Below are 20,062 nucleotides of genomic sequence, written 5' to 3' on the forward strand. Positions count from 1 at the left end.
GTATCTAAGTTCGCGAAGCAAGCCTTTATTCCTCTAATCACTATGAATTCACCCTTCAAGCTTCTACGAGTTCATTCTCCACATCACCATCGGGAAGCTTCTTGACAAGAATTTTGCGGATGCGCTGCTTGCCCACTTCCTCGACCTTATAACGAAATCCGCGATAATCAAATTCCGGACGCTCCTGCTTGGTCGGAATCCGTCCGAGTGTCCCAATCATGAAGCCGCTAAGGGTCTCATACTCATCCTCAGGCAGGCTGGCTCTCACAATATCAGCCACTTCATCCAGACGAGCTGTTCCGTTAAACGAGTAGGTTACCTCATCTATCGCTTCGTATATGGATTCATCCTCATCATATTCATCGTATATCAAGCCTACAATTTCTTCGATGAGGTCCTCAATTGTGATAATACCGGCAGTTCCTCCGTATTCATCAACTACGATGGCCATGTGCACATGATTCTGCTGAAGCTCTTCAAGCAGATCATCACCCTTTTTGGTTTCTGAGACGAAGTAAGCGGGCCGAATGATATCCTTCAGCTGTCTTGGATTCGTATTGTTCTTATTAAACTGCATAATCAGATCCTTCACATGCAGGATTCCGATGACATTATCAATTCGTTCTTCGAACACCGGGAACCGTGTATACTGCTCAGACTGAACCATTTCCAGCACATCATCAAAAGGCGTATCCACGGAGATGGAGACCATGTCTGTGCGATGTGTCATCATATCGGATACCGTTTTATTATCAAAATCAAAAATATTGTGAATGATCATTTTCTCACTTTGCTGAATGGTACCTCGTTCAAGACCCGTATCCACCAGCATCCGAATTTCTTCCTCAGAGGCTTCCTCCTCCTCCGAATTCGGATCGATACCGAACAAGCGCACCGTTACATTCGTGGATGCAGTGAGCAGCTTGACGAATGGGGCTACGATCTTTGACAGCAAGCTGAGCGGCCCAACGACGGCAAGGGCGATCGCCTCCGCCTTTTTCATCGCAATACGTTTCGGCACAAGCTCACCGAATACGAGCGTGAAGTAAGACAGAATAAGCGTAATGACAATGACCGAGATCGAAGACAGAACAGAAGGAGCAACGTCCACTCCGATCGAGATCAAGTAATTGACCAGCAAGGACGCGAATTTATCGGCCGCAAAGGCACTGTTCAGGAATCCCGCCAGTGTAATCCCGATCTGGATCGTGGACAAGAAGCCTGTCGGCTCCTCAACTAATTTCTCCAGCTTCTGAGCCCGCTTATTTCCTTCCAGGGACAGAACCCGAATGCGATTATCATTAATGGAGATTAGTGCCATTTCAGATGCGGCAAAAAAGGCATTGACCACAAGCAGCACGAGGATAACGATGATGTCAAATAACAAGGGTTGCACCTCCCAAGAGATATCAATAAATCGGACAGTGCCTATATCGAATAGATCAGGTCATCCGCCAACATATGTACAATTTTTCTAATTAAATAGGAGAAATTAATTCTAAGTCTTACTCTTTTCTAAACACAAACACGGAATCTTTAAACGAAAACACAGAGAAAACACCTCACCTCGTCATGCATCAGGTAAGGTGTCTTAAGGAATAGCATGTGACAAAGCCTGCTTCCTTATACTGTCTTCTGCTCTGCAAAATACTTGCCAAGCGCGACCATCATACTGCCCATACGCTCCTCGGCAGGAACGACCTTGGGTTCAACCCCTTCTTCGATCATCGCTTGCGCTGTCACCTTGCCTACAGCCGCTGCCACGATGTCTTGTTCAAGCCGCTGCTTCATCTGTTCAAGCTTCCCGTGCTGTTCAGCATATTCCACCAGAAAACGGATTTGTGGTGCACTGGTAAAGGTGATCGCATCAATCTGCTGATTCAGGATGTCAGACAACAATAGTGCAAGGTCACTCTCCTCAGGCGGCACATGCCGGTAAGGCAAGACCTGCGTAATCTCCTGTACACCCTGATCAGAGAGCCATGCCATAAGGCGCGGTGCGGATTCGCCATGCAGCTGAACAAGGACCCTGCTGCCATCAAGTGAATAAGCTCCAAGCTCACGAATAAGGCCTGAAGTGCTTCCATCGTCATCTCTTACTACCGGCTTTAGCCCTCTTTTGCGCAGCGCATTCACGGTCTTGTATCCTCTTGCAGCGATTTGGGACTGCGACAGCGCCGCAGTAAGAGTATCCTCTACGCCCATCTGTTCTGCCTTACTAAAGATCGCATCAAGCCCCATCCCCGTCGTCAGCAGAGTCCAATCGGGCGGATGCTTCACCCAAGCCTCTATACTGCTCTCTAGATGTTCGTCATCGAGAAAAACAGTGCCTTGCGCCGGCCGCAGTACCGGGGTTCCGCCCAGCTTCTCAATGATCATGGACATTTCCTCTGACTTTCGAGGACCTGCCAGCGCTACTTTTTTACCTAGCAAATTCTGAGCCATATGCCTAACTCCTCTCCACTATACGAGATATTGTATCTAGTATATAAGGAGCTTGGCCCAGAAGAAAGTAATCCCCCAATTTCTATATGGATTCGTTACTGCGTCAGGAACCTTCTGCCGAGCCTGCGTTCCCATTCTGAGAGGTTCCACTTTTTTTGGTGGGGCTCCGATGCTGAGAAGACTCATTCTGAGCAGACTGCGCTTTTTGAGTGGATTTCTCCGCTTGAGCAGACTGCGCTTTTTGAGTGGATTTCTCCGTTTCGGTAGATTCTCCCTCTTGAGAAGATGGCCCGTTCTGGGATTCCTCGTTCTGTGCAGACTGCTTGTTCTGAGTCGCCCCATCCGTCTTATTTTTCTTGGATGGCCTGAAGATCAGGTAAATAAGCACCGGCATAACCAGCGTGAAGAAGAGCACGATCGCTGACCATTCCCGATCGAACTTGAACAGCTGAATGGAATCCTTGAAGAACCAGAAGGCACATACATATCCGAGCAATATAATCGGCCCCTGCATCATGCGTCCGGATATGTTTTTGTTTAAACAGCCCATTCCGTAGCACACCACATAAGTGTTAAATGCAACCTTTGTCATATGTATAGGGAGAATCGCAGCAGCTAGAAACATGTCAAACCGATCCAGGAAGTCACTAATCTGCACTTGACGGACAAGCTCATGGGATGGATAGGAGATCCTTGGAATAATCGGCAGCCCAATGATCAGAATCATCATAATGATATCTATAACGAGCAGAAAAAAAGCAAAGGATAAGCCTTTGACAGCGGATTTCAGCTTAAAGGTCTCTTTTCCGAAAATGAACGGAAATATAATGATTTCTCCTGCGTAGGAGAAGAAGTACCATGTTCCATTCCCGACACCGACCATATCTACAGGGAAAAACGGCTTTAAGTAGTGAAAGTCCAGCGCGCCGGATACAAACAGCGGGATCATAAAAATGGTGAGAATCAGAATCGGCATAAAAATCTCAGTCATGCTGACGACTGATTTCATGCCTCCCCGAATAATGAATCCCGACATGACAAAGATACACAGCAGAATGATCATGACGGGAGTAAGCGGGAGTAACGTGGTATCCACATACTCCGTCAGCAGCCTTGCATCTCTTGCCAGAATATAAAAATAGTACAGGACATACATCCCCACAATCACTCTTCCGACAAAAGGCCGGCGACCAATCATCGCCTGGAACAAATTCTGGCTGCCGAAGCGGCGCTGTGTTCGGGACAGCAGCCAGATGCAGATCAGGAGTACAAGATACACCAGAATAATGCACAAGTAGGCATGCTGCTGGCCAAATTGCACAATATCGGACGGAGAATGAACCAAGGTCATGGGCAGCGTAACCATGATAATCATGAGAACAAGCTGCCGCTCTGTCAATGGTCTAGCATCATGTTTCTTAACCTGTTTGGTTGCTCCACTCATATAATTATGCACCTGCCTTTCTTCTTACTCAGACGGAACAGGAATGTAGGGATACATCCACTGCGAGATTAGATATGTCGGATGAATTACAGGAATCGGCGATAGCGTGTAGATCCAAATCCCGATGCCGAGTCCTATAAATACGTAGGATAAAATGCGATTTATCGGCTTGTAATTTTTTAAATTTTTGTGATCCTTCAGCACGATAATCAGACTAAACACAAGGACTGCCGACAAGGCCATGAGATTCATTTCTCAATATCCTCCTCTTCCACTGCAAATGGACTTGTAGCCGCTCCATTATTCTCAAGCCGATAGTCAGCCTCTACCTCGAAAGTAATGTTCGGATACATTTCGTACCAGCGATCTCGTATTTGAGACCACAGCTTCGGCTTTTCTGTCTTAATAATTCGACCCAAGCCGAGTGCATCCGAATTATATTTCTGAAGCAGCTTAAGATCGTGAGTGAGCTTCTCTTTCATGTATTCATTCATCTTCTGTTCCAGCTCTATAATATTGTTCTCATTATTGGTATCGAAGTTGGACTCATTCGTCGTAATGGACATCCTGCCGCCCGTGTACATATGAAATCGAATTCCTTCTCCGTTCACAATCGGCTTGATCCTCGTATGATTTGCTCTGATTAAGAAAAACACTTTTCCATTTCCACGGGGTACCGTTATCGGAAGCTCCAGTGTTCTTGCCTGGTCCATGGCCACAAGAATGCCATGCGTGTCCTGCTTCTTAATAATTCCGGTCAATCGATCATCACGGAATACCGCGAGTCCGCCGACTCCGATATTTTTATGCGGCTTGTCGATCTTCTCCGGCACACTATCCACCGTTTCCACAAGCGGCATAATGGGATCAATTCCGTCTTCAAGCATCAGATTGACTACGGTCTTGAGCGTCCAAGGCTTGCTGAGATAAGAGAAGACAAGCTCACGCACCACTTCACCGGGATATTGCTCAATGGTCGGTTCTCCCCCAAGCACTTCATATGCATGACCTTCGGTTACGACAGGCAGAGCAGACAGCCGGTTCTCCGGAAGTCGTCCGATGGAATCCAGCGTCTCGGCAATCCCTTCTCTGGCAAGTGCCTCCCCCAAGAGCAGTGCCCTGCGATGGGAGAAATACAGCTTACGGGATGTGCTCGTTTGCTCTTTTAAGGTCACACCTCTTACGGTTTCACCGACACTAGACTTCAGAAACCAAGGGTTTTTGTCTCCACCTCCACCCCCGCCACTTGATCCCGCGAGCATACCTGGGATGGTGATTTGAAGGGTAACTCTATACTTCTCCTCCTCTTTATCAAGTGCTGTACCGACCACAAAAGCGATATCGTTAATCTCTCTTCGATCCCAGCAGCCTGTCAGCAAGAGGCACAGCATCAGAATTATTACGGTTTTGGATACTCTGTTCATCAGATCCATTTACCACCCTTCATCCGAGTTGGGAGACCCATTCATTCCTTCGTTCATCCGCTTACGCTCATGATTGGGTGTCGATGATGGCTTGAATATCATTTTCCACCAAGGCACCCGCATAATAATATCTTTCGTTTCTCCTTTACGGTATGGACTCACACCAAGCAGATAGGGCTGTCCAAATGAAGTGAGCTGTGTCAGATGTGCCGAGATCAGGACTGTTCCAATGACAATCCCGAATAGACCCAAGGTTCCAGCCAGCACCATAATCGGAAACCGCAGCAGTCGAAGCGTGATAGCAAAGTTAAACCTTGGAATGGTAAAGGAGGCAATCCCTGTCATGGATACGATGATCACCATGGGAGCGGACACGATGCCGGCCGTTACGGCTGCCTGCCCAATGACAAGCGCCCCCAGAATACTCACGGCCTGACCGACTGCCTTTGGCAAGCGGACCCCTGCCTCCCGCAAGGCTTCAAAAGAGATTTCCATCAGCAGAGCTTCGACTAAGGCTGGGAATGGGATCGCTTCACGGGCAGCCGCTATACTGATAATGAGTGTGGTCGGCAGCATGTCCTGATGAAAGGTTGTGATCGCAATATATAAGGCAGGAAGAAATAATGCCACCATCATAAAGAACAAACGGATCCACCGTAAGAAGTTACTGATAAAGAATCGTTCATAATAATCCTCACTCGCCTGAAGCATCTGCCACATCGTTACAGGTCCAAGCAAGGCGAAGGGAGTCCCATCCACCAAAATGCAAAATCGTCCTTCCAGCAAGTTGGCAACGACGGTATCAGGCCTTTCCGTGTAATGGAGCTGAGGGAACGGAGAGTAGGGATGATCCTCAATTAATTCCTCGATATAGCCTGATTCAAGCACTCCATCGATATTGATCTTCTTTATGCGCTGCCGCACATCATCGATCAGATCATCACGAGCAATTCCTTTGATATAAGCAAGCACAACACTTGTTTTGGTTTCCGTCCCGAGCGTAAAATTCTCCATCTTGAGCATAGGCGTCTTCAGCTTGAAGCGGATCAGCCCTGTGTTCGCTCGAATCATTTCGGTAAATCCTTCACGCGGTCCCCTGACAACCCCCTCCGTCTGGGGCTCTTGCACGGAACGACGAAGCCCGCCCTTCAGATCGAAGAGCAGTGCCTCGTCATTCTCTTCAACCAGCACGAGTACACAGCCATCGGTTACACCATCAGCAGCTTCGCGCCAGGTCTTGGCCTTCTTCACATGAGACAGCGAGATCGGAACCTTCTCAAGCTCAATATCCTCCGATGCTCCTTGAATATTTGCCAGATCAACACCTCTTACGAGAGGCAGTATGATATGATCCTGCACTTCAAGAGATATTACAATTCCTTCCAAATAGGACAGGCATACGTCCGGATATCCTTCACGCTTGATCTCGCGGAACACGAAGTCAGAGCAATCCTTGAACACCTCTTGAAGGACCTCAAGGTTCGACTTCAAATCCTTTACAATCGGTAATTTCAACTGTGGAAGCTCGGGAACCGCTTTATCCTCATTTGATGAGGTATCCCCCGATGGCTTCGAGTCCTCCTGATCGTCTGCGTCTGAATCTCCTGATTCTTTTGAATCTTGCTTATTCGACTGCTGATTCCCCTCTTGTTCTCCGGATGACGCCTCCGTCTGTTGTTCAGCAGACTCTTGCTTTTTCTCAAGCCCTTGGTTGTCAGGTGTCTGATCCTCGGAGCCTTGCTTCAGCTCTTCCTTCTCACTGCTCATGACTGCTCACCTCTCTTGTTCCGGCGAAGGTTAACTTCCATCCATTTTCTGAAAGATAGCATGCAACCATTGGCACCAAATTATGCAAAAAAGGATTTTGCATCATCCCAAAATGGAACGATACAAAATCCTAATAAAAAAGACTCTGCCAATGCAGAGCCTCTCATTTCTTTATATCAAGTTTTGCTTATCTGCGGCTTCGTCTTCTAAACAGGCTGTCCACTGCCAAATATCTGCTGCCTGCTACCGCGAGTGTTAACGCCATCCCAATTAGAGCGATATCGAGCTCATACCCACCTACAAACGGAGCACCCGCCTTCGCGGTAAAGATCGCTACAACCAGAAGGATGACAAAAATAACGCTGATCCATCTCGTAAACAGACCGATGATCAGAAGCAGCCCGCCGAAAAATTCAGCCAGAGCGACCAAAGTTGCCATAAAACCAGGAAGGCCAAGGCTCACAAAGTAGCTCTCCGTCCCTTCCATTCCTTGAAATTTGACAACTCCATGTGCCATGAAGATGAGTCCCAGCACGAGCCGGGTGATCAACAAACCAATCTCCATACTGCGGATCTGACTATAATTGTTGTTATTATACATTTGATTTACTTCCTCCTTCTAATTGCTATTTTAATAATGTGCGTAATTAAATAATAAGAATAAGGCCGTCATGACGATAAAAGATATGGCGATATTCCATTTGGAATAAGGAAGCAGCAGCTCCTTGTCAGGCTCCAAAATTCTGGAGATTCGGTCATTAATGGAGACATCCGCGGCGAATGGTGAAACAACGGCTCCAGTAAACATCCGGTGATTCCGGCGAGCTGCACCTGATTTAATCAGCTTGATTAGTGCACCTCCGATTCCCAAGGCAGAGCCTGACTGCTTGATCGCATAATTATCGGCCAGAATCTCTCTGACCATCTTATAATTGGCTAATATGTTTTTTAGTATAGGTACATATCCAAGGATGGATACACTGAGTGTTAGCAAAAAAGTCTTGAGCGGGTCATAATGACGCAGATGATAGTACTCATGATAGAGTACTGCGTTTAATTCATGCTCATCGAGCATATCCATAAGCCCGGTAGATAACACAATTCTTCTGCGAAACATGCCAAAAGCAAGCGCAACAGGCTCGGCAGCCGATATGACGATCAGCTGCTGCTCCAGGTGAAGATGCTTATACCGTGAAGCCAGCTTCTTGGACGCATTATCATCCTTAAGCCACCGTATGTACTTATGCACATTCATTGTTCTGACCGCATGCTTGATGATATAGAGCAGCATGAGTAAGAACGTGCTTAATACCAATACATTCAACAAGTGAATAAGCGACCATAGCCCAAGCTCTTTCATCCAGTGTGTACACCAGGTCAACAAATTAAATGTAATCGGAACATTCCAGATCATATGGACACTGTACAGCCCCATCTGTGTGAAAATAGCAGCCATGATCCCCATGCCGACAGAGAACAACGCGAGGGAACGAGAGGACCACATCACTGTATCTCCTTCTTCCATTGTTCAATCTTTTGCTCCAGCCGTGAGATAAGATCCGGGTCAGCCTCCTCGACGGCATCCAGCATATGAGCTACAGCAATAGAACCAAACTGATCCATGAGCTCCTGTGTAAGCTCCTTGGACTTTGTGTTCATGAACTCTTCTCTGCTCTCGGCAGGAGTATATATCGATGTTCTTCCCTGCATTTCCTTCAGAAGCACACCTTTATCGACAAGCCGGTTCATGACAGTCATCACCGTATTGAAGTTCATCACCTTATCCTCACCCAGCTTCATTTGTACTTCCTTGATGCTAAGCGGTCCCTGACTCCACAATACTTCCATAATCCTTGCTTCCAGCGATCCAAAAAATCGGTTCAGTCCCTGCTCTCCAACTTTAAAGTGACTTATCTTCATGGCGCACCCCTTCCACACTACTCATTGTAATGTCATATGTTCTGTTGTCAACCATAGAAGATAAACAATAATAGCCATGCAGGAATTGAATTCCGCATGGCTATGATTAGCAAGGAATCAATCTCATTCTACCATTAGCACATAGATAGGAGATTGATTCAAATATATTTGGATTAAACTTCTTCTGTTACTTTCAATTCAACCGACAGACCCAGACCCTCAGCGATACGTGTTCCGTATTCTGAATCGGCTTTGTAGAAATGCTCGATTTGACGGCGTTTGATCTCATCAGATTCTACCGGCATCATCGAACCTACAATATTTGCGACCAAGCGAGCACGCTCATCCTCGCTTAACAGACGATAGAGATCTCCTGCCTGAGAGTAATGATCATTACTATCATAGGATACTTGTGCTGCTTCGCCTGTTACTTCAAACGGAGTTTGCTTCGCGCTCGGATCCTCGAATGGCCCGCCGAAGCTGTTTGGCTCGTAGTACATGGAACGGCCGCCGTTATCGCCTGTCGCCATGAAGCCGTCTCGCTGATGATGATGAACCGGACATTTTGGGCTGTTCACCGGCAGCTGGTTATGGTTCGCACCAACACGGTAGCGGTGTGCGTCACCGTAAGCAAACAGACGTCCTTGAAGCAATTTGTCAGGGGACGCTTCGATACCAGGTACAAATGAACCCGGAGTGAAGGTTGCCTGCTCTACTTCAGCAAAATAATTCTCTGGATTGCGGTTCAGCGTCATCGTTCCTACTTCAATCAGTGGATAGTCTTTTTGAGACCAAACTTTGGTCACATCAAACGCATCATAGCGATACGTATTCGCATCTTCAATCGGCATGATTTGAACATACAGCGTCCAGGAAGGGAAGTCCCCATTCTCAATGGCGTTGAACAAATCTTCTGTATGATAATCAGGATTCACGCCTGCAATTTGCTCTGCTGTAGCGTTATCCAGGTTTTTGATTCCTTGGTTCGTTTTGAAGTGATATTTAACCCATACCGCTTGACCTTCAGCATTCACCCATTTGAAGGTATGGCTTCCGAATCCATGCATATGTCTCCAGGTTGCAGGGATACCACGGTCAGACATCAGAATTGTGACTTGATGCAAAGCTTCAGGAGATAGCGACCAGAAATCCCAAACCGAGTTCGGATTTTTCAAGTGTGTACGCGGATCTCTCTTTTGTGTATGAATGAAATCCGGGAACTTGATCGCATCACGGATGAAGAATACAGGCGTGTTGTTACCAACAAGATCGTAGTTCCCTTCTTCTGTATAAAATTTGACAGCAAATCCGCGCGGATCGCGCTGAGTATCAGCTGCACCAAGCTCACCGGCTACAGTGGAGAAACGAATGAACATCTCTGTTTCTTTGCCTACGCCGTTGAACAATTTTGCTTTTGTATACTCTGACATATCATTCGTCACTTTAAATGTACCGAATGCGCCGCCGCCCTTGGCATGCACGACACGCTCAGGAATGCGCTCACGGTTGAAATGAGCCAATTTTTCAAGCAAATGTACATCCTGAATCAAAGTTGGTCCGCGATGGCCTGCAGTCATTGAATTTTGGTTGTCTCCCACTGGAGCACCCCAGCTCGTCGTTAAACGTTGGTTTGTCATTTTGCTGCACCTCTCTAATCTTTGTCTATTTATATGTGTATTTAGATCTGATCTAAATTTATGTATAGATTGTAGCATGGCATCCGATCAGCTTGCATGAGGAACAAATGAACTTTTGAGAGCGTCACATGAACCTTATTTACATCAGATGAAGAACTGTGAAGATTATGGAAATTTCATGAATTCCCCAAAATAAAAAGAAGTCTTTAAATGAGCAGTCGATGAACTGTCATTTAAAGACTTCCTTCTAGTCCGCGAGCCGGTAGCCGACTCCTCTTACAGTAATGATATATTTAGGTGCCGCCGCTTGATCCCCAAGCTTCTTGCGCAGACTCTTGATATGGACATCCACAACATTGCTGCCTCCGGTAAAGTCCGTCTCCCATACTCTTGATAGCATTTCCTCGCGGGAAATGACAGAACCCTTCGCGTTCATGAGAATAAGCAGCAAATCATATTCGGTCTTGGTCAGATGAATCTGATTGTCCTGCTTATACACAAGCATGCGTTCTGTGTCTACTCTGAGGTCCTTGAAGACCAGGCAATCACTTCTGTTCGGATTCACTGCTTGGTTATTTCCAGATGTACCTCGGCTAATAATCCGCTGAACATGATACAGTGCCTCATGAGGACGTCCAGGCCATACAAGCAGCTCTTCCTGAAGCAGCTCCGGAGCTGCCCCTCGAATGAAGTTCTCACTAACCAAGAACAAGGTCTGCCCGGCGGTCGAATTCTTCAGCTTCAGCTGCAGATCCAGTGCATCCATCTCATCATATGACGTCACATCATAGATCAGAAGATCATGGGGAATGCTTCCGTACAAGTCTGGCTCAAGCCGGTGGAACATCATCACGTCAAAACAGCGGTCCGTCAGCAGCTTCACCAGATCATGAACTTGATTCAGCAGGGGACTTACGAGCAGTATACGCTTCGTTACTGCACAGAACGGCACCACAGGCTCCTCGGCTCGATTAAACATTTGAACGGCCTTGTCCTGTGAGATACGAATCGAAGCATAAGGATACTGATTAATGTTCGCTATTTCTGCTTGCTTTTGCATTCCGGACATACACCTCCAAATACAACATGTGCATGATCAATTTCATACCCTGTCTCTTGTGCTACCAATTCCGTCCAGCTCTCAGGTACATCTGTCATCACTTCGTCAACCTTACCGCACACTTCACAAATAATATGTTGATGGTCATCTGTTCTGGCATCGTATCTGCTGGCGGTTTCACCCAGCTTAAGCTCTTGTATCAACTCTTTCTCCACCAGATACCGAAGGGAATTGTATACCGTACCATATGCTAGATTATATCCTTCCTGGGACAGCATGGTCATCACTTCTGCTGCTGTAGGGTGATTATGTGATTTGCGGACGACATCATAAACAGCTTGACGCTGAGTCGTTAAATTTAATGTTTTAGCCATAAGATCATCAGATCTCCTTCTATATGAAAAGAACTTATTTTTAGATTAAGTATAAATCTAAAGTCATAGGCAGTCAATCCCTGTATAAATTCCAATGCATGGACTAAAAATAGGGTGAAAACCACCCGGCAAACGATAGCTTTTGTCTTTTTCCCAGATTGCTTTACCAAAAATTTATATAGGGAGGCATATACATGCTCAAGGCTGCAGGCGCTTTTATTGTCTTATCCGTGCTTACCATAGCGTTTGATATGGCTACTGATTTTTTCTTCGGCCACGGCTCGATTGACTCTGCCTTTAACTTTGATAATTACATTCTCCGCCCGGCGGAAATAAACACGCTGATGCTCGTAGGGTCTGTCGTCTTTCTATACTTTACCGGCAAGCCGATTGGAAAAGGCCTGTTTAAACTATTCACACTTATTAACAAGCCTTTACGCGATGGTGGTGCTCCTCCTCTGTCTTCGCTTATGAATCCAAGCGGCTACAAGCAGCAGGCTGGGAAAAAAGAACAGAAATAAAGGATGAACATAATAGAAGGCGAGAACACCGAACTCAATTTGAAAAATATAATTTCTCGCCATACTATAGGACCATATTAGAAAGATAAAGGCCACAGGAATGACCAGTTTACGGTAAGGGATATTGAAAATATCTGATGCACCGATCAGCACAGCTGTGAAATACAATGCGACTCTGTAGAAATTAGTAATAATCATCGTCATCACGACCAGAATGTCTACCCGCTGGATAAAGTCAGAGATCTGAATGGTACTAATTGTGGATAGAACGGGAAATGGTGATCCCTTCGCGATATTGAGCCCCAATGAAGCTACATTTAAAAACATCGTCTGAGTGATGAGCAAACCTCCGATGATAATAGAAATTACGCCGATATAACCGCCTTTCTCAGGTCTTCGCATATACGGCAGCAGCATCAAGAAGAGGATCATTTCGCCGAAAGGAACGATAAGGGTATCTGTCGTAATTGCCTCCCATAGGGGCCCGATCCCATCAGCAAGTATGGGGAGGATATAATCAACATGGACTGAACCCGAAGCAAACAGCAAGACATTAATAATCAAAACAATAGAGAAAATAAAAACCATTAATAATACAGCTGTGCGAGCCAATACCTCAAAGCCTAAATAGGTCACATATGCCACACAACAAACCATGAGTGTAGTAATGACGACAAGGGGTGTATTATTCAGCAAAACGATGTTTATGAGATTGGAGCCTTCCCGCAAATTACGGGAGCCAATGTACATAAAATAGATCACATACATTAAACCCACCGCAGCACCCGCATATTTACCAAGTAATTTCCGGCTGATCGCTGTCAGGGGAAGTGTAGGGAAATGTCTGGATATAGAGGTATAGAACCAGAACAATACAGCCCCAAAGATCATACCGATCAGCGAGGCCATCCATGCGTCCCTGCCTGCCGAAAAGCCTAGATTGATGACCGCAGCAACACCTATTTCAAACATAAGCATCAAGGAAATCATTTGCCCCGTACTGATCTGGTTTCTATTCATCTCTAATCCTCCCCTCCGCTGCTATATGGATTGGTACGTGTCAATGTGTTCATAATGACGGACTGTACGTCGACTTCCACTTCACTTTGCGAAAATTTCTCAGACCAGTCATCACTTTCTTCCCATTGCTTATATTCAGGAGAGCGGTTCTTCTCCAGCACATAGCCAAAACCAAGCACATCCGTACCCGCCTTCTGTGCTGCGGTTACAGCTGACATGACAATCTCCTTGGTCTTCTCACTCCAGGTTTTCTCATAGATCTCAATGACCTCCCCTTCATCCAGCTTCAGCGGACAAGTCACCTCATTAATCGTACCTTCCTGCTTCACATCAATATGAAAATGAGGTACCCCATCGATGACCGATGCTTTAATACTGGACTTATAGAAATAGGCTTCAATTCCGACAACTTCCGCGGGATCGATATGACAGGACAGATTGGCCATTGACTTCTTCGTTCTGTTCTTGATAATCGCAAGACCCAGCGGCTCATCGCCTTCCATCCACCCTACCAGCTTGTCTCCCTTGAACATAGCCATGCCATCTAATTTCGTATAAGCAGACACATAAGAGCTTTCGGTATTTTTTCTTTCTGTGCCCGCGCTTTTGTCTCCTTTAACCACCACACCACTGATTGTGGGGCCGCCACCCGGAACAATCATACCCCGGATCGTTTCATCCACCTCGGAGGAGAAGTTATGCGAATATTGCTTGGAGGCAAATCTAACCTTTTCGGTAATATTATTGGCTGTAATTGGGCTTACAGGACTTGTAATGGCGAGCACATCTTTGGCCTTTGAGCCTCTTGCAATGAGAATCTGCATGGTTATTCTCGTTTCGGGATCTCGCTCGATGAGATCTATAAATCGACCTATACCTACATCCCTGGCCAGATCTTCACTGATAATCACGACTTCCGCATGAGAGCCCGACGATCGCCTCGGAATCTTCTGAGACATTTTGCTGACGACTTCCTGTAAGGTTCTTCCCTGATCTGAGAATACAAATGAGGGTGTGGAACCAATTTTCCGGCTACCAGATACTTCATTGGATACAACACCCTGGAATGAGAATTCGTATACTCCATCAGCATTACCTCGGTCCATAGCAAAGCCGGAAAGAATCAAGCGATCCTTCAGCTCTACGGCATCCCAGCAGCTGGTGAGAGTCATCGACACCAAGGTAAGTACAGTGATAAGCAGCAGCTTCCGCTTCATATCAAGATCCTTTCTGTTTGTTTTGTCTTGCACTTTCATTCTTATCATCCGTTTTATCCGCGGTAACAGGCCCATCCTCGGTTACGACGTTATACTCACCGCTCCGGCTGCCTGGTCTCTGCTTCATCAAGGAAACGGGAAGTCTGAGAACCGCGTCCTTCTGCTGCTTCAATACGAAGGGACTGAACGGGGTCATGTACGGAACACCAAAGGATCTCAGACTATTCATGTGAGCGAGCAGCGCGATCAGCCCCAACATGATGCCGTACAAGCCAAACGTCGCAGCAAGTACGATAAACCCGAACCGAAATATACGTCCTGCGATCGCCATGGTATAGGTTGGAATCGCAAAGCTCGCGATGCCAGTAATGGCGATAACAATCGTGAGCAGGGGACTCACAATACCGGCTTCTACTGCCGTTTGTCCCAGTACAAGACCGCCGACGATATTTGCTGCCTGACCTACGACGCGCGGCATTCGAACCCCCGCTTCTCTCAGAAGCTCGAATATCGTCTCCAGAATAATCGCCTCCACGAAGGAGGGGAAGGGAATCGCTTCTCGCTGTGCTATAAGACTGTACAACAGTGCACTTGGAATCAGCTGATAATGGAAGGTCGTCATAGCGATATATAAGGACGGTCCCAGCAGCAAAATGATAAAGCTGATGATTCTGAGCAGACGAAGCAGTGTCGCAATATCGTTCCGATCCGAATAATCTGCTGCACTATGAAAAAAATGTATAAACACGGTAGGTACGATCAGGACAAATGGGCTCCCATCCACAACAAGGACGACCCTTCCTTCAAGCAAACGGACTGCGGTCGTGTCGGGCCGCTCTGTGCTGTATACGGTCGGGAACGGGGTTATTGCCTTATCCTGAATAAGCTCTTCTATATTGGTCGAGTCAAAGACCCCGTCAATTTGAATCTCATCCAGTCTCCGAAAGACCTCGGCCACGACATCTTCATCGGCAATCCCGTCCATATAAAGAACGGCCACACGTGTGTTGGACTTATAGCCGATCGTTTGATACGTCACTCGCAAATCCGGACTATGAATTCTTCTCCGCAGAAGGGAGACATTAATGGACAGTGTTTCAACGAACCCTTCCTTGGGTCCACGGACGACAGACTCCGTCTGCGATTCTGTAATCGCCCGGAATTCTCCGCCGGCTGTAACGATATGAAGCACATCTGTGCTGTCCTCGGTCAATACGAGCGTGTTCCCGAGCAGCAGCTTGTCCATCATATCTTCCCAGTCTTTGCAGTACTCCACGGTACCCAGACTGAATACTTTCTTCGTCAGTCCTTCCTTCAGAATGCTCTTGCTGTCTTTACCGTCTGTGATTTTATCCAGCTTGAATTCAGAATTCAGCAAGGAACGAATAATAAAGTCGTTAATTGTGTCTTCCTTTACCAAACTGCTGATGTATACGATAGCAATAGAAATACTGGGGCTCGTTCCTATTTCCAGCTTTCTAATTGTAATATCACTACTGTTCCCATTTTGGATTAGAATACCATCCAGCATCTGCTGAAGATTCCCGCTGAGCTCATCAAGCTTAGCCTGAGGTGCTTGTGAAGATTGAGACACGGGTGATCCAGAAGAAGCCTCGCTATTAGAGCTGTCAGAATTCTTGTCTGATTGGTCACTGCCGTTTGAGGCATATTCACTTCCTGCAGAAGCCACTTCCGGCTGCTGCTGATCCGATGACTCAGGAGCTTGATCTTGGCTGTAATCGCTATTTATATACTGAGCGGTACTTTGCTCCGTATTTTGGACTGGGTCCTCGCTCGTATCTTGTGCAGGTTGGTCACTGGACGATTTTGGCTTGAGCTTTTTTAAGTATTCACTGCGACGATGACGTTTCAAGCTGCTCCCCTCACTTCCAAAAAACGTATATACTGATTCTAACCATCCAGTATTTACTTTATGTATGGATTTATAAAACGACAAAAAAGCTTCCTGCATATTCAGGAAGCTTGTGCTTATATTCGCTGTGTTATTTATTGATTTATACTAACCTCTTATTTACGATCCGGAGAGAATTCCTTCAATCCGTTCCAGTACTTCCGCCTCTAATTCGATTCCAGAGGCCCCGATATTTTCTTTGACCTGCTCCGGACGGCTTGCACCCACGAGTGCACTGGATACATTCGGCTGACGCAGAATCCAGGCAAGGGCCAGCTGACCCACCTTAATATCCAGCTCGCCGGCAATGTCAATTAACTGCCGAACCTTCTCAATTCGCTCAGGGCTCATTTTCTTGTCATCCCATCCAAGCCTTGCAGCACGGCTGTCCTCTGGAATGCTGCCTGTATCGTTATATTTACCTGTCAACAGCCCTTGTGCCAGCGGAGAATAGACGACTTGTCCGATCCCCTTCTGCTCGCCAAGCGGAATAATCTCATCCTCAATATACCGCTCAAACATATTATAGATCGGCTGGTTCACGACGATCCGATCAAGCAAATACCGGTCTGCAAGACCCAGCGCGGCCTCCATCTGAGCTGCTGTCCACTGGCTGACTCCGACATACAGCACTTTTCCTTGACGAACCAGATCGTCCAGCGCTCTCAGTGTCTCAAGCAGTGGCGTTTCGGGATGGAACCGGTGGCAATAATAGATATCTACATAATCGGTGCCGAGCCTTCTAAGGCTTGCTTCGCACTGCTCCATAATGTGCTTCCGTGAAAGGCCTTGATCATTCGGACCCTCGCCCATCTTGCCGAATACCTTGGTAGCCAGCACATAGGATTCCCTTGCGTAATTCTTCAGTGTCTTGCCCAGCAGCTCTTCTGCTGCTCCGCGTTCATATACATTGGCTGTATCAAAGAAGTTGATCCCCGCATCATATGCAGTTTCAATGGAACGAACCGCATTCTCCTGCTCAACGTATCCTCCATACGTGAGCCAGCTTCCAAGACTGATCTCGCTGACCTTCACACCGCTGCCACCTAATCTCCGGTACTTCATGCGTGCCATTCCTCCCTTGAAAAATATGTATCTGTTTCCTTTTTAATATAAACCTTCGGTCTTAAAATGAAAAGGAACGCGACAATTCCTATAAGCATAAATAAATAACAAAAAATCCGGTACTCCAAGCGTACCGGATAACGGATTATGCATCTTTTATAACAAAAACGTTCCTATGACCAGCGATACTCCGATAATAATGGAGCGAAGCAATTGAGCCACTGCCATATTGCCTTTCTCAATCTCTTCACACACTTTGAACTTCGGCGTTATAAAATCAAATATAAGATATACAAGAATAAGTACAGCAATACCCACTACAGACCAGACAATCATATCTACCCATGAATGCGAGCTGAAGGAGACCATAGCCACAATAATACACAGACCCAGCAGCTTGCTGCCCATGTATACCCCGGCCGCTTCATTCCCGCCTCTAATTTCCTTCCCGTCGTCAAACCGGGTAACCTTGCTGAACAGGGTATATCCGACGAATAGGATAACCAGGATCAGGACAATCCCGATGGCCACATTCAGCAAATCAACTCCGAAATTCTCCATTTTCTATTGTTCCTCCTTCAAATATATAGGAAATGCAGCCGGACAATAATAAGCCATATCCCCTGTAATTCTTCCGCCTACGCGTGGAAGCAGCCCTGAATACTGGCCGCCAATAACATAAACTCCAGTCAATAAATATCCGGAAAAAGGGCCCTCTTCCGTATGTACCTGCACATCCTCCATCTGACAGCGCAGCTGATAGATAAGCGGCTGATTCCCGTAATAGTTCTGAATGTCCTCACGGCTGTCTTCCTCGCTCTGTCCCCATTCCGCCTCCGTCAATTGGCCTGCCTCATCAAACAGGGAAGTCCCCTTGCCCTCTCTTCCCCAATATCCTTTGGCAACATAAGCCTGACCTTGTTGAATAAACAGTGCGGGACTGTAATAGGTTGGCAGCAGATACTGCTGTATGGCCTCTAGCTGCTCATCCGTATACAGCGGTTCACCCAGCAGTTCGCTTGCCTCTTCGTGCCGTTCATATAGTGACCAGATTAGAGCCATGAAGCCTTTGCTCTGGGTGAGTATGCTTTGAGCCGGATTAATAAGACCTAGCTTCCCCTCTTTTACCAGCTCAAGCATCCATTCTCCAATTCTGTCCTCTGTATCCTCAGCTTCGTCATTGACCAGATACTCTAATGGATACAGCCGATATAGCACCGATATGCGCTCACCCTTGGAATACAGCCCCTCACCTCGGACGATTTCCAGTTCAGATAGGGGAACATAGCAGGCTTCATACCCCATTTCTTGAACGATCTCCATCAGGTACTCGGTGTTGCGCCGATCCTCCACATGCCATTCATAGCAGGTGAATACAACGCGGCCGCCAAGTCCAATCGATTCATAATACTCAAGCAGCAGGCGAAAAGCCTGAGCAATATGCAGCCTCATCTTCACCGAAGTGGCCTGCAGACCGGAAGTATGACACTCGATCAGCTCCCGTGCCAGATAGGAGGCTTCAGGAATTCCAGTTGGAGTATCCGTATTATTCTCTATACACTTGATCCGCCCGCCAGGCTCCAGAATAAAATCCTGCCTGGATACCCCGTGTCCCGGGACCTCCATTCGCGCTGCAGGAATAAGGCTTGCAGGAACACCCAGCTGCTGCGAAAGAAAGGCATCCGGCAAATATCGCTGGGCAAAACGCAGTGTGCTCAGATAGATGCTGTCGATCATCTCCGAGGCATACATCAGCTGCTCGATTTCTTTTTCTGAATAACGTACTGCAGCAGGGAGACAATACTGTTTGCCGTACATCCGATGGTAGGGAATCTGTTCAGCTCTTTCCCCTGCAAAAATTTCATCATGCGGCTTATCAAATGGCAAAATTCGATTCATGTGATCTATCCCCCAGAGCTGAAAAATCCGCCGCTGCCAAAGCCCTTGGAGCTGGAACTCGAACTTGATTTATAGGTAGCAGAGGATTTGCCTGAAGATGAGCTTGATCCGCTGCTGCCTCCATAGTAATAAGCTCCGCCGCCGCTCGACCCGCTGTTATCATCACAATATCCATCATTATTATAATCGTAGCAGTCATCCGATTGATTACCGCAGCCTGCCAGCGCTACAGGAAGGGTGAGGAGAAGAGAGAAGGTCACCATCTTCTGCGCGTTAATTTTCTTAGGGGCTTTGGGCTTCTGAGCTGCATCTGGCTTATTCGTTCTAAGCCTAATGTCTTCTGTCTGTCCGTTCATC

At 46.8% G+C, this 20,062-nt stretch carries 20 protein-coding genes; 1 reads left to right on the forward strand and 19 read right to left on the reverse strand.

Annotated elements, in window-relative coordinates; translation table 11 throughout:
- Positions 1-55 precede the first annotated feature (55 nt).
- From BLW49_RS11540 to BLW49_RS11595, 12 genes are all read right to left on the reverse strand, one after another.
- Positions 56-1,387 carry a hemolysin family protein gene (locus BLW49_RS11540; RefSeq protein ID WP_083656024.1) on the reverse strand — a complete coding sequence of 444 codons (1,332 nt, stop codon included), beginning with the start codon at positions 1,385-1,387 and terminating at the stop codon, positions 56-58.
- A gap of 236 nt (positions 1,388-1,623) precedes the next feature.
- Positions 1,624-2,445, reverse strand: coding sequence for a uroporphyrinogen-III synthase (locus BLW49_RS11545; protein WP_090724733.1), 822 nt, complete (start codon positions 2,443-2,445; stop codon positions 1,624-1,626).
- A 103-nt stretch (positions 2,446-2,548) separates the two neighbouring features.
- Complete coding sequence (locus BLW49_RS11550; RefSeq protein ID WP_090724734.1) at positions 2,549-3,889, reverse strand: GerAB/ArcD/ProY family transporter; 1,341 nt, start codon at positions 3,887-3,889, stop codon at positions 2,549-2,551.
- A gap of 24 nt (positions 3,890-3,913) precedes the next feature.
- On the reverse strand, positions 3,914-4,141 hold the full coding sequence (locus BLW49_RS11555) for a hypothetical protein (RefSeq protein ID WP_090724736.1): 228 nt from the start codon (positions 4,139-4,141) through the stop codon (positions 3,914-3,916).
- Positions 4,138-5,322: a Ger(x)C family spore germination protein gene (locus BLW49_RS11560; protein WP_090724737.1), complete on the reverse strand. Its 1,185-nt coding sequence runs from the start codon at positions 5,320-5,322 to the stop codon at positions 4,138-4,140. The genes BLW49_RS11555 and BLW49_RS11560 overlap by 4 nt, the downstream gene beginning before the upstream one ends.
- Positions 5,323-7,080 carry a spore germination protein gene (locus tag BLW49_RS11565; protein ID WP_090724739.1) on the reverse strand — a complete coding sequence of 586 codons (1,758 nt, stop codon included), beginning with the start codon at positions 7,078-7,080 and terminating at the stop codon, positions 5,323-5,325.
- 187 nt (positions 7,081-7,267) lie between these two features.
- Positions 7,268-7,681 carry a DoxX family protein gene (locus BLW49_RS11570; RefSeq protein ID WP_076314435.1) on the reverse strand — a complete coding sequence of 138 codons (414 nt, stop codon included), beginning with the start codon at positions 7,679-7,681 and terminating at the stop codon, positions 7,268-7,270.
- 30 nt (positions 7,682-7,711) lie between these two features.
- Complete coding sequence (locus tag BLW49_RS11575; RefSeq protein WP_076314434.1) at positions 7,712-8,584, reverse strand: M56 family metallopeptidase; 873 nt, start codon at positions 8,582-8,584, stop codon at positions 7,712-7,714.
- Entirely contained in the window at positions 8,584-9,000 is a 417-nt protein-coding gene (locus BLW49_RS11580) for a BlaI/MecI/CopY family transcriptional regulator (protein ID WP_090724740.1), read from the reverse strand. The genes BLW49_RS11575 and BLW49_RS11580 overlap by 1 nt, the downstream gene beginning before the upstream one ends.
- Before the next feature lie 173 nt (positions 9,001-9,173).
- Positions 9,174-10,637 (reverse strand): catalase, encoded by a 1,464-nt coding sequence (locus BLW49_RS11585; RefSeq protein WP_076314432.1) that lies wholly within the window; start codon positions 10,635-10,637, stop codon positions 9,174-9,176.
- 247 nt (positions 10,638-10,884) lie between these two features.
- Complete coding sequence (locus BLW49_RS11590) at positions 10,885-11,697, reverse strand: response regulator transcription factor (RefSeq protein ID WP_076314431.1); 813 nt, start codon at positions 11,695-11,697, stop codon at positions 10,885-10,887.
- Entirely contained in the window at positions 11,676-12,071 is a 396-nt protein-coding gene (locus BLW49_RS11595; RefSeq protein ID WP_047912458.1) for a Fur family transcriptional regulator, read from the reverse strand. The genes BLW49_RS11590 and BLW49_RS11595 overlap by 22 nt, the downstream gene beginning before the upstream one ends.
- Before the next feature lie 194 nt (positions 12,072-12,265).
- Between BLW49_RS11595 and BLW49_RS11600 the strand changes: the two genes are divergently transcribed.
- Complete coding sequence (locus BLW49_RS11600) at positions 12,266-12,592, forward strand: hypothetical protein (RefSeq protein WP_090724741.1); 327 nt, start codon at positions 12,266-12,268, stop codon at positions 12,590-12,592.
- Here BLW49_RS11600 and BLW49_RS11605 read toward each other — a convergent pair.
- The 7 genes from BLW49_RS11605 to BLW49_RS11635 all read right to left on the reverse strand — a co-directional run bounded on the left by BLW49_RS11605 (position 12,506) and on the right by BLW49_RS11635 (position 20,061).
- Positions 12,506-13,612, reverse strand: coding sequence for a GerAB/ArcD/ProY family transporter (locus tag BLW49_RS11605; RefSeq protein ID WP_090724743.1), 1,107 nt, complete (start codon positions 13,610-13,612; stop codon positions 12,506-12,508). The two genes, BLW49_RS11600 and BLW49_RS11605, sit on opposite strands and share 87 nt — an antisense overlap.
- A gap of 2 nt (positions 13,613-13,614) precedes the next feature.
- Entirely contained in the window at positions 13,615-14,868 is a 1,254-nt protein-coding gene (locus BLW49_RS11610) for a Ger(x)C family spore germination protein (RefSeq protein WP_177178716.1), read from the reverse strand.
- Positions 14,831-16,702: a spore germination protein gene (locus BLW49_RS11615; protein WP_177178717.1), complete on the reverse strand. Its 1,872-nt coding sequence runs from the start codon at positions 16,700-16,702 to the stop codon at positions 14,831-14,833. The genes BLW49_RS11610 and BLW49_RS11615 overlap by 38 nt, the downstream gene beginning before the upstream one ends.
- Before the next feature lie 159 nt (positions 16,703-16,861).
- Positions 16,862-17,806 carry an aldo/keto reductase family protein gene (locus BLW49_RS11620; RefSeq protein ID WP_090724747.1) on the reverse strand — a complete coding sequence of 315 codons (945 nt, stop codon included), beginning with the start codon at positions 17,804-17,806 and terminating at the stop codon, positions 16,862-16,864.
- 156 nt (positions 17,807-17,962) lie between these two features.
- On the reverse strand, positions 17,963-18,367 hold the full coding sequence (locus BLW49_RS11625; RefSeq protein WP_090724749.1) for a DUF350 domain-containing protein: 405 nt from the start codon (positions 18,365-18,367) through the stop codon (positions 17,963-17,965).
- 3 nt (positions 18,368-18,370) lie between these two features.
- Positions 18,371-19,705 carry a glutathionylspermidine synthase family protein gene (locus BLW49_RS11630; RefSeq protein ID WP_090724750.1) on the reverse strand — a complete coding sequence of 445 codons (1,335 nt, stop codon included), beginning with the start codon at positions 19,703-19,705 and terminating at the stop codon, positions 18,371-18,373.
- Between the two features lie 5 nt (positions 19,706-19,710).
- The gene (locus BLW49_RS11635; RefSeq protein ID WP_256209725.1) at positions 19,711-20,061 is read right to left on the reverse strand and encodes a hypothetical protein; all 351 of its coding nucleotides are present in this window, start codon (positions 20,059-20,061) and stop codon (positions 19,711-19,713) included.
- Position 20,062: the final 1 nt, after the last annotated feature.

Source organism: Paenibacillus sp. PDC88 (assembly GCF_900106725.1).
Classification (GTDB): Bacteria; Bacillota; Bacilli; order Paenibacillales; family Paenibacillaceae; genus Paenibacillus; species Paenibacillus shunpengii.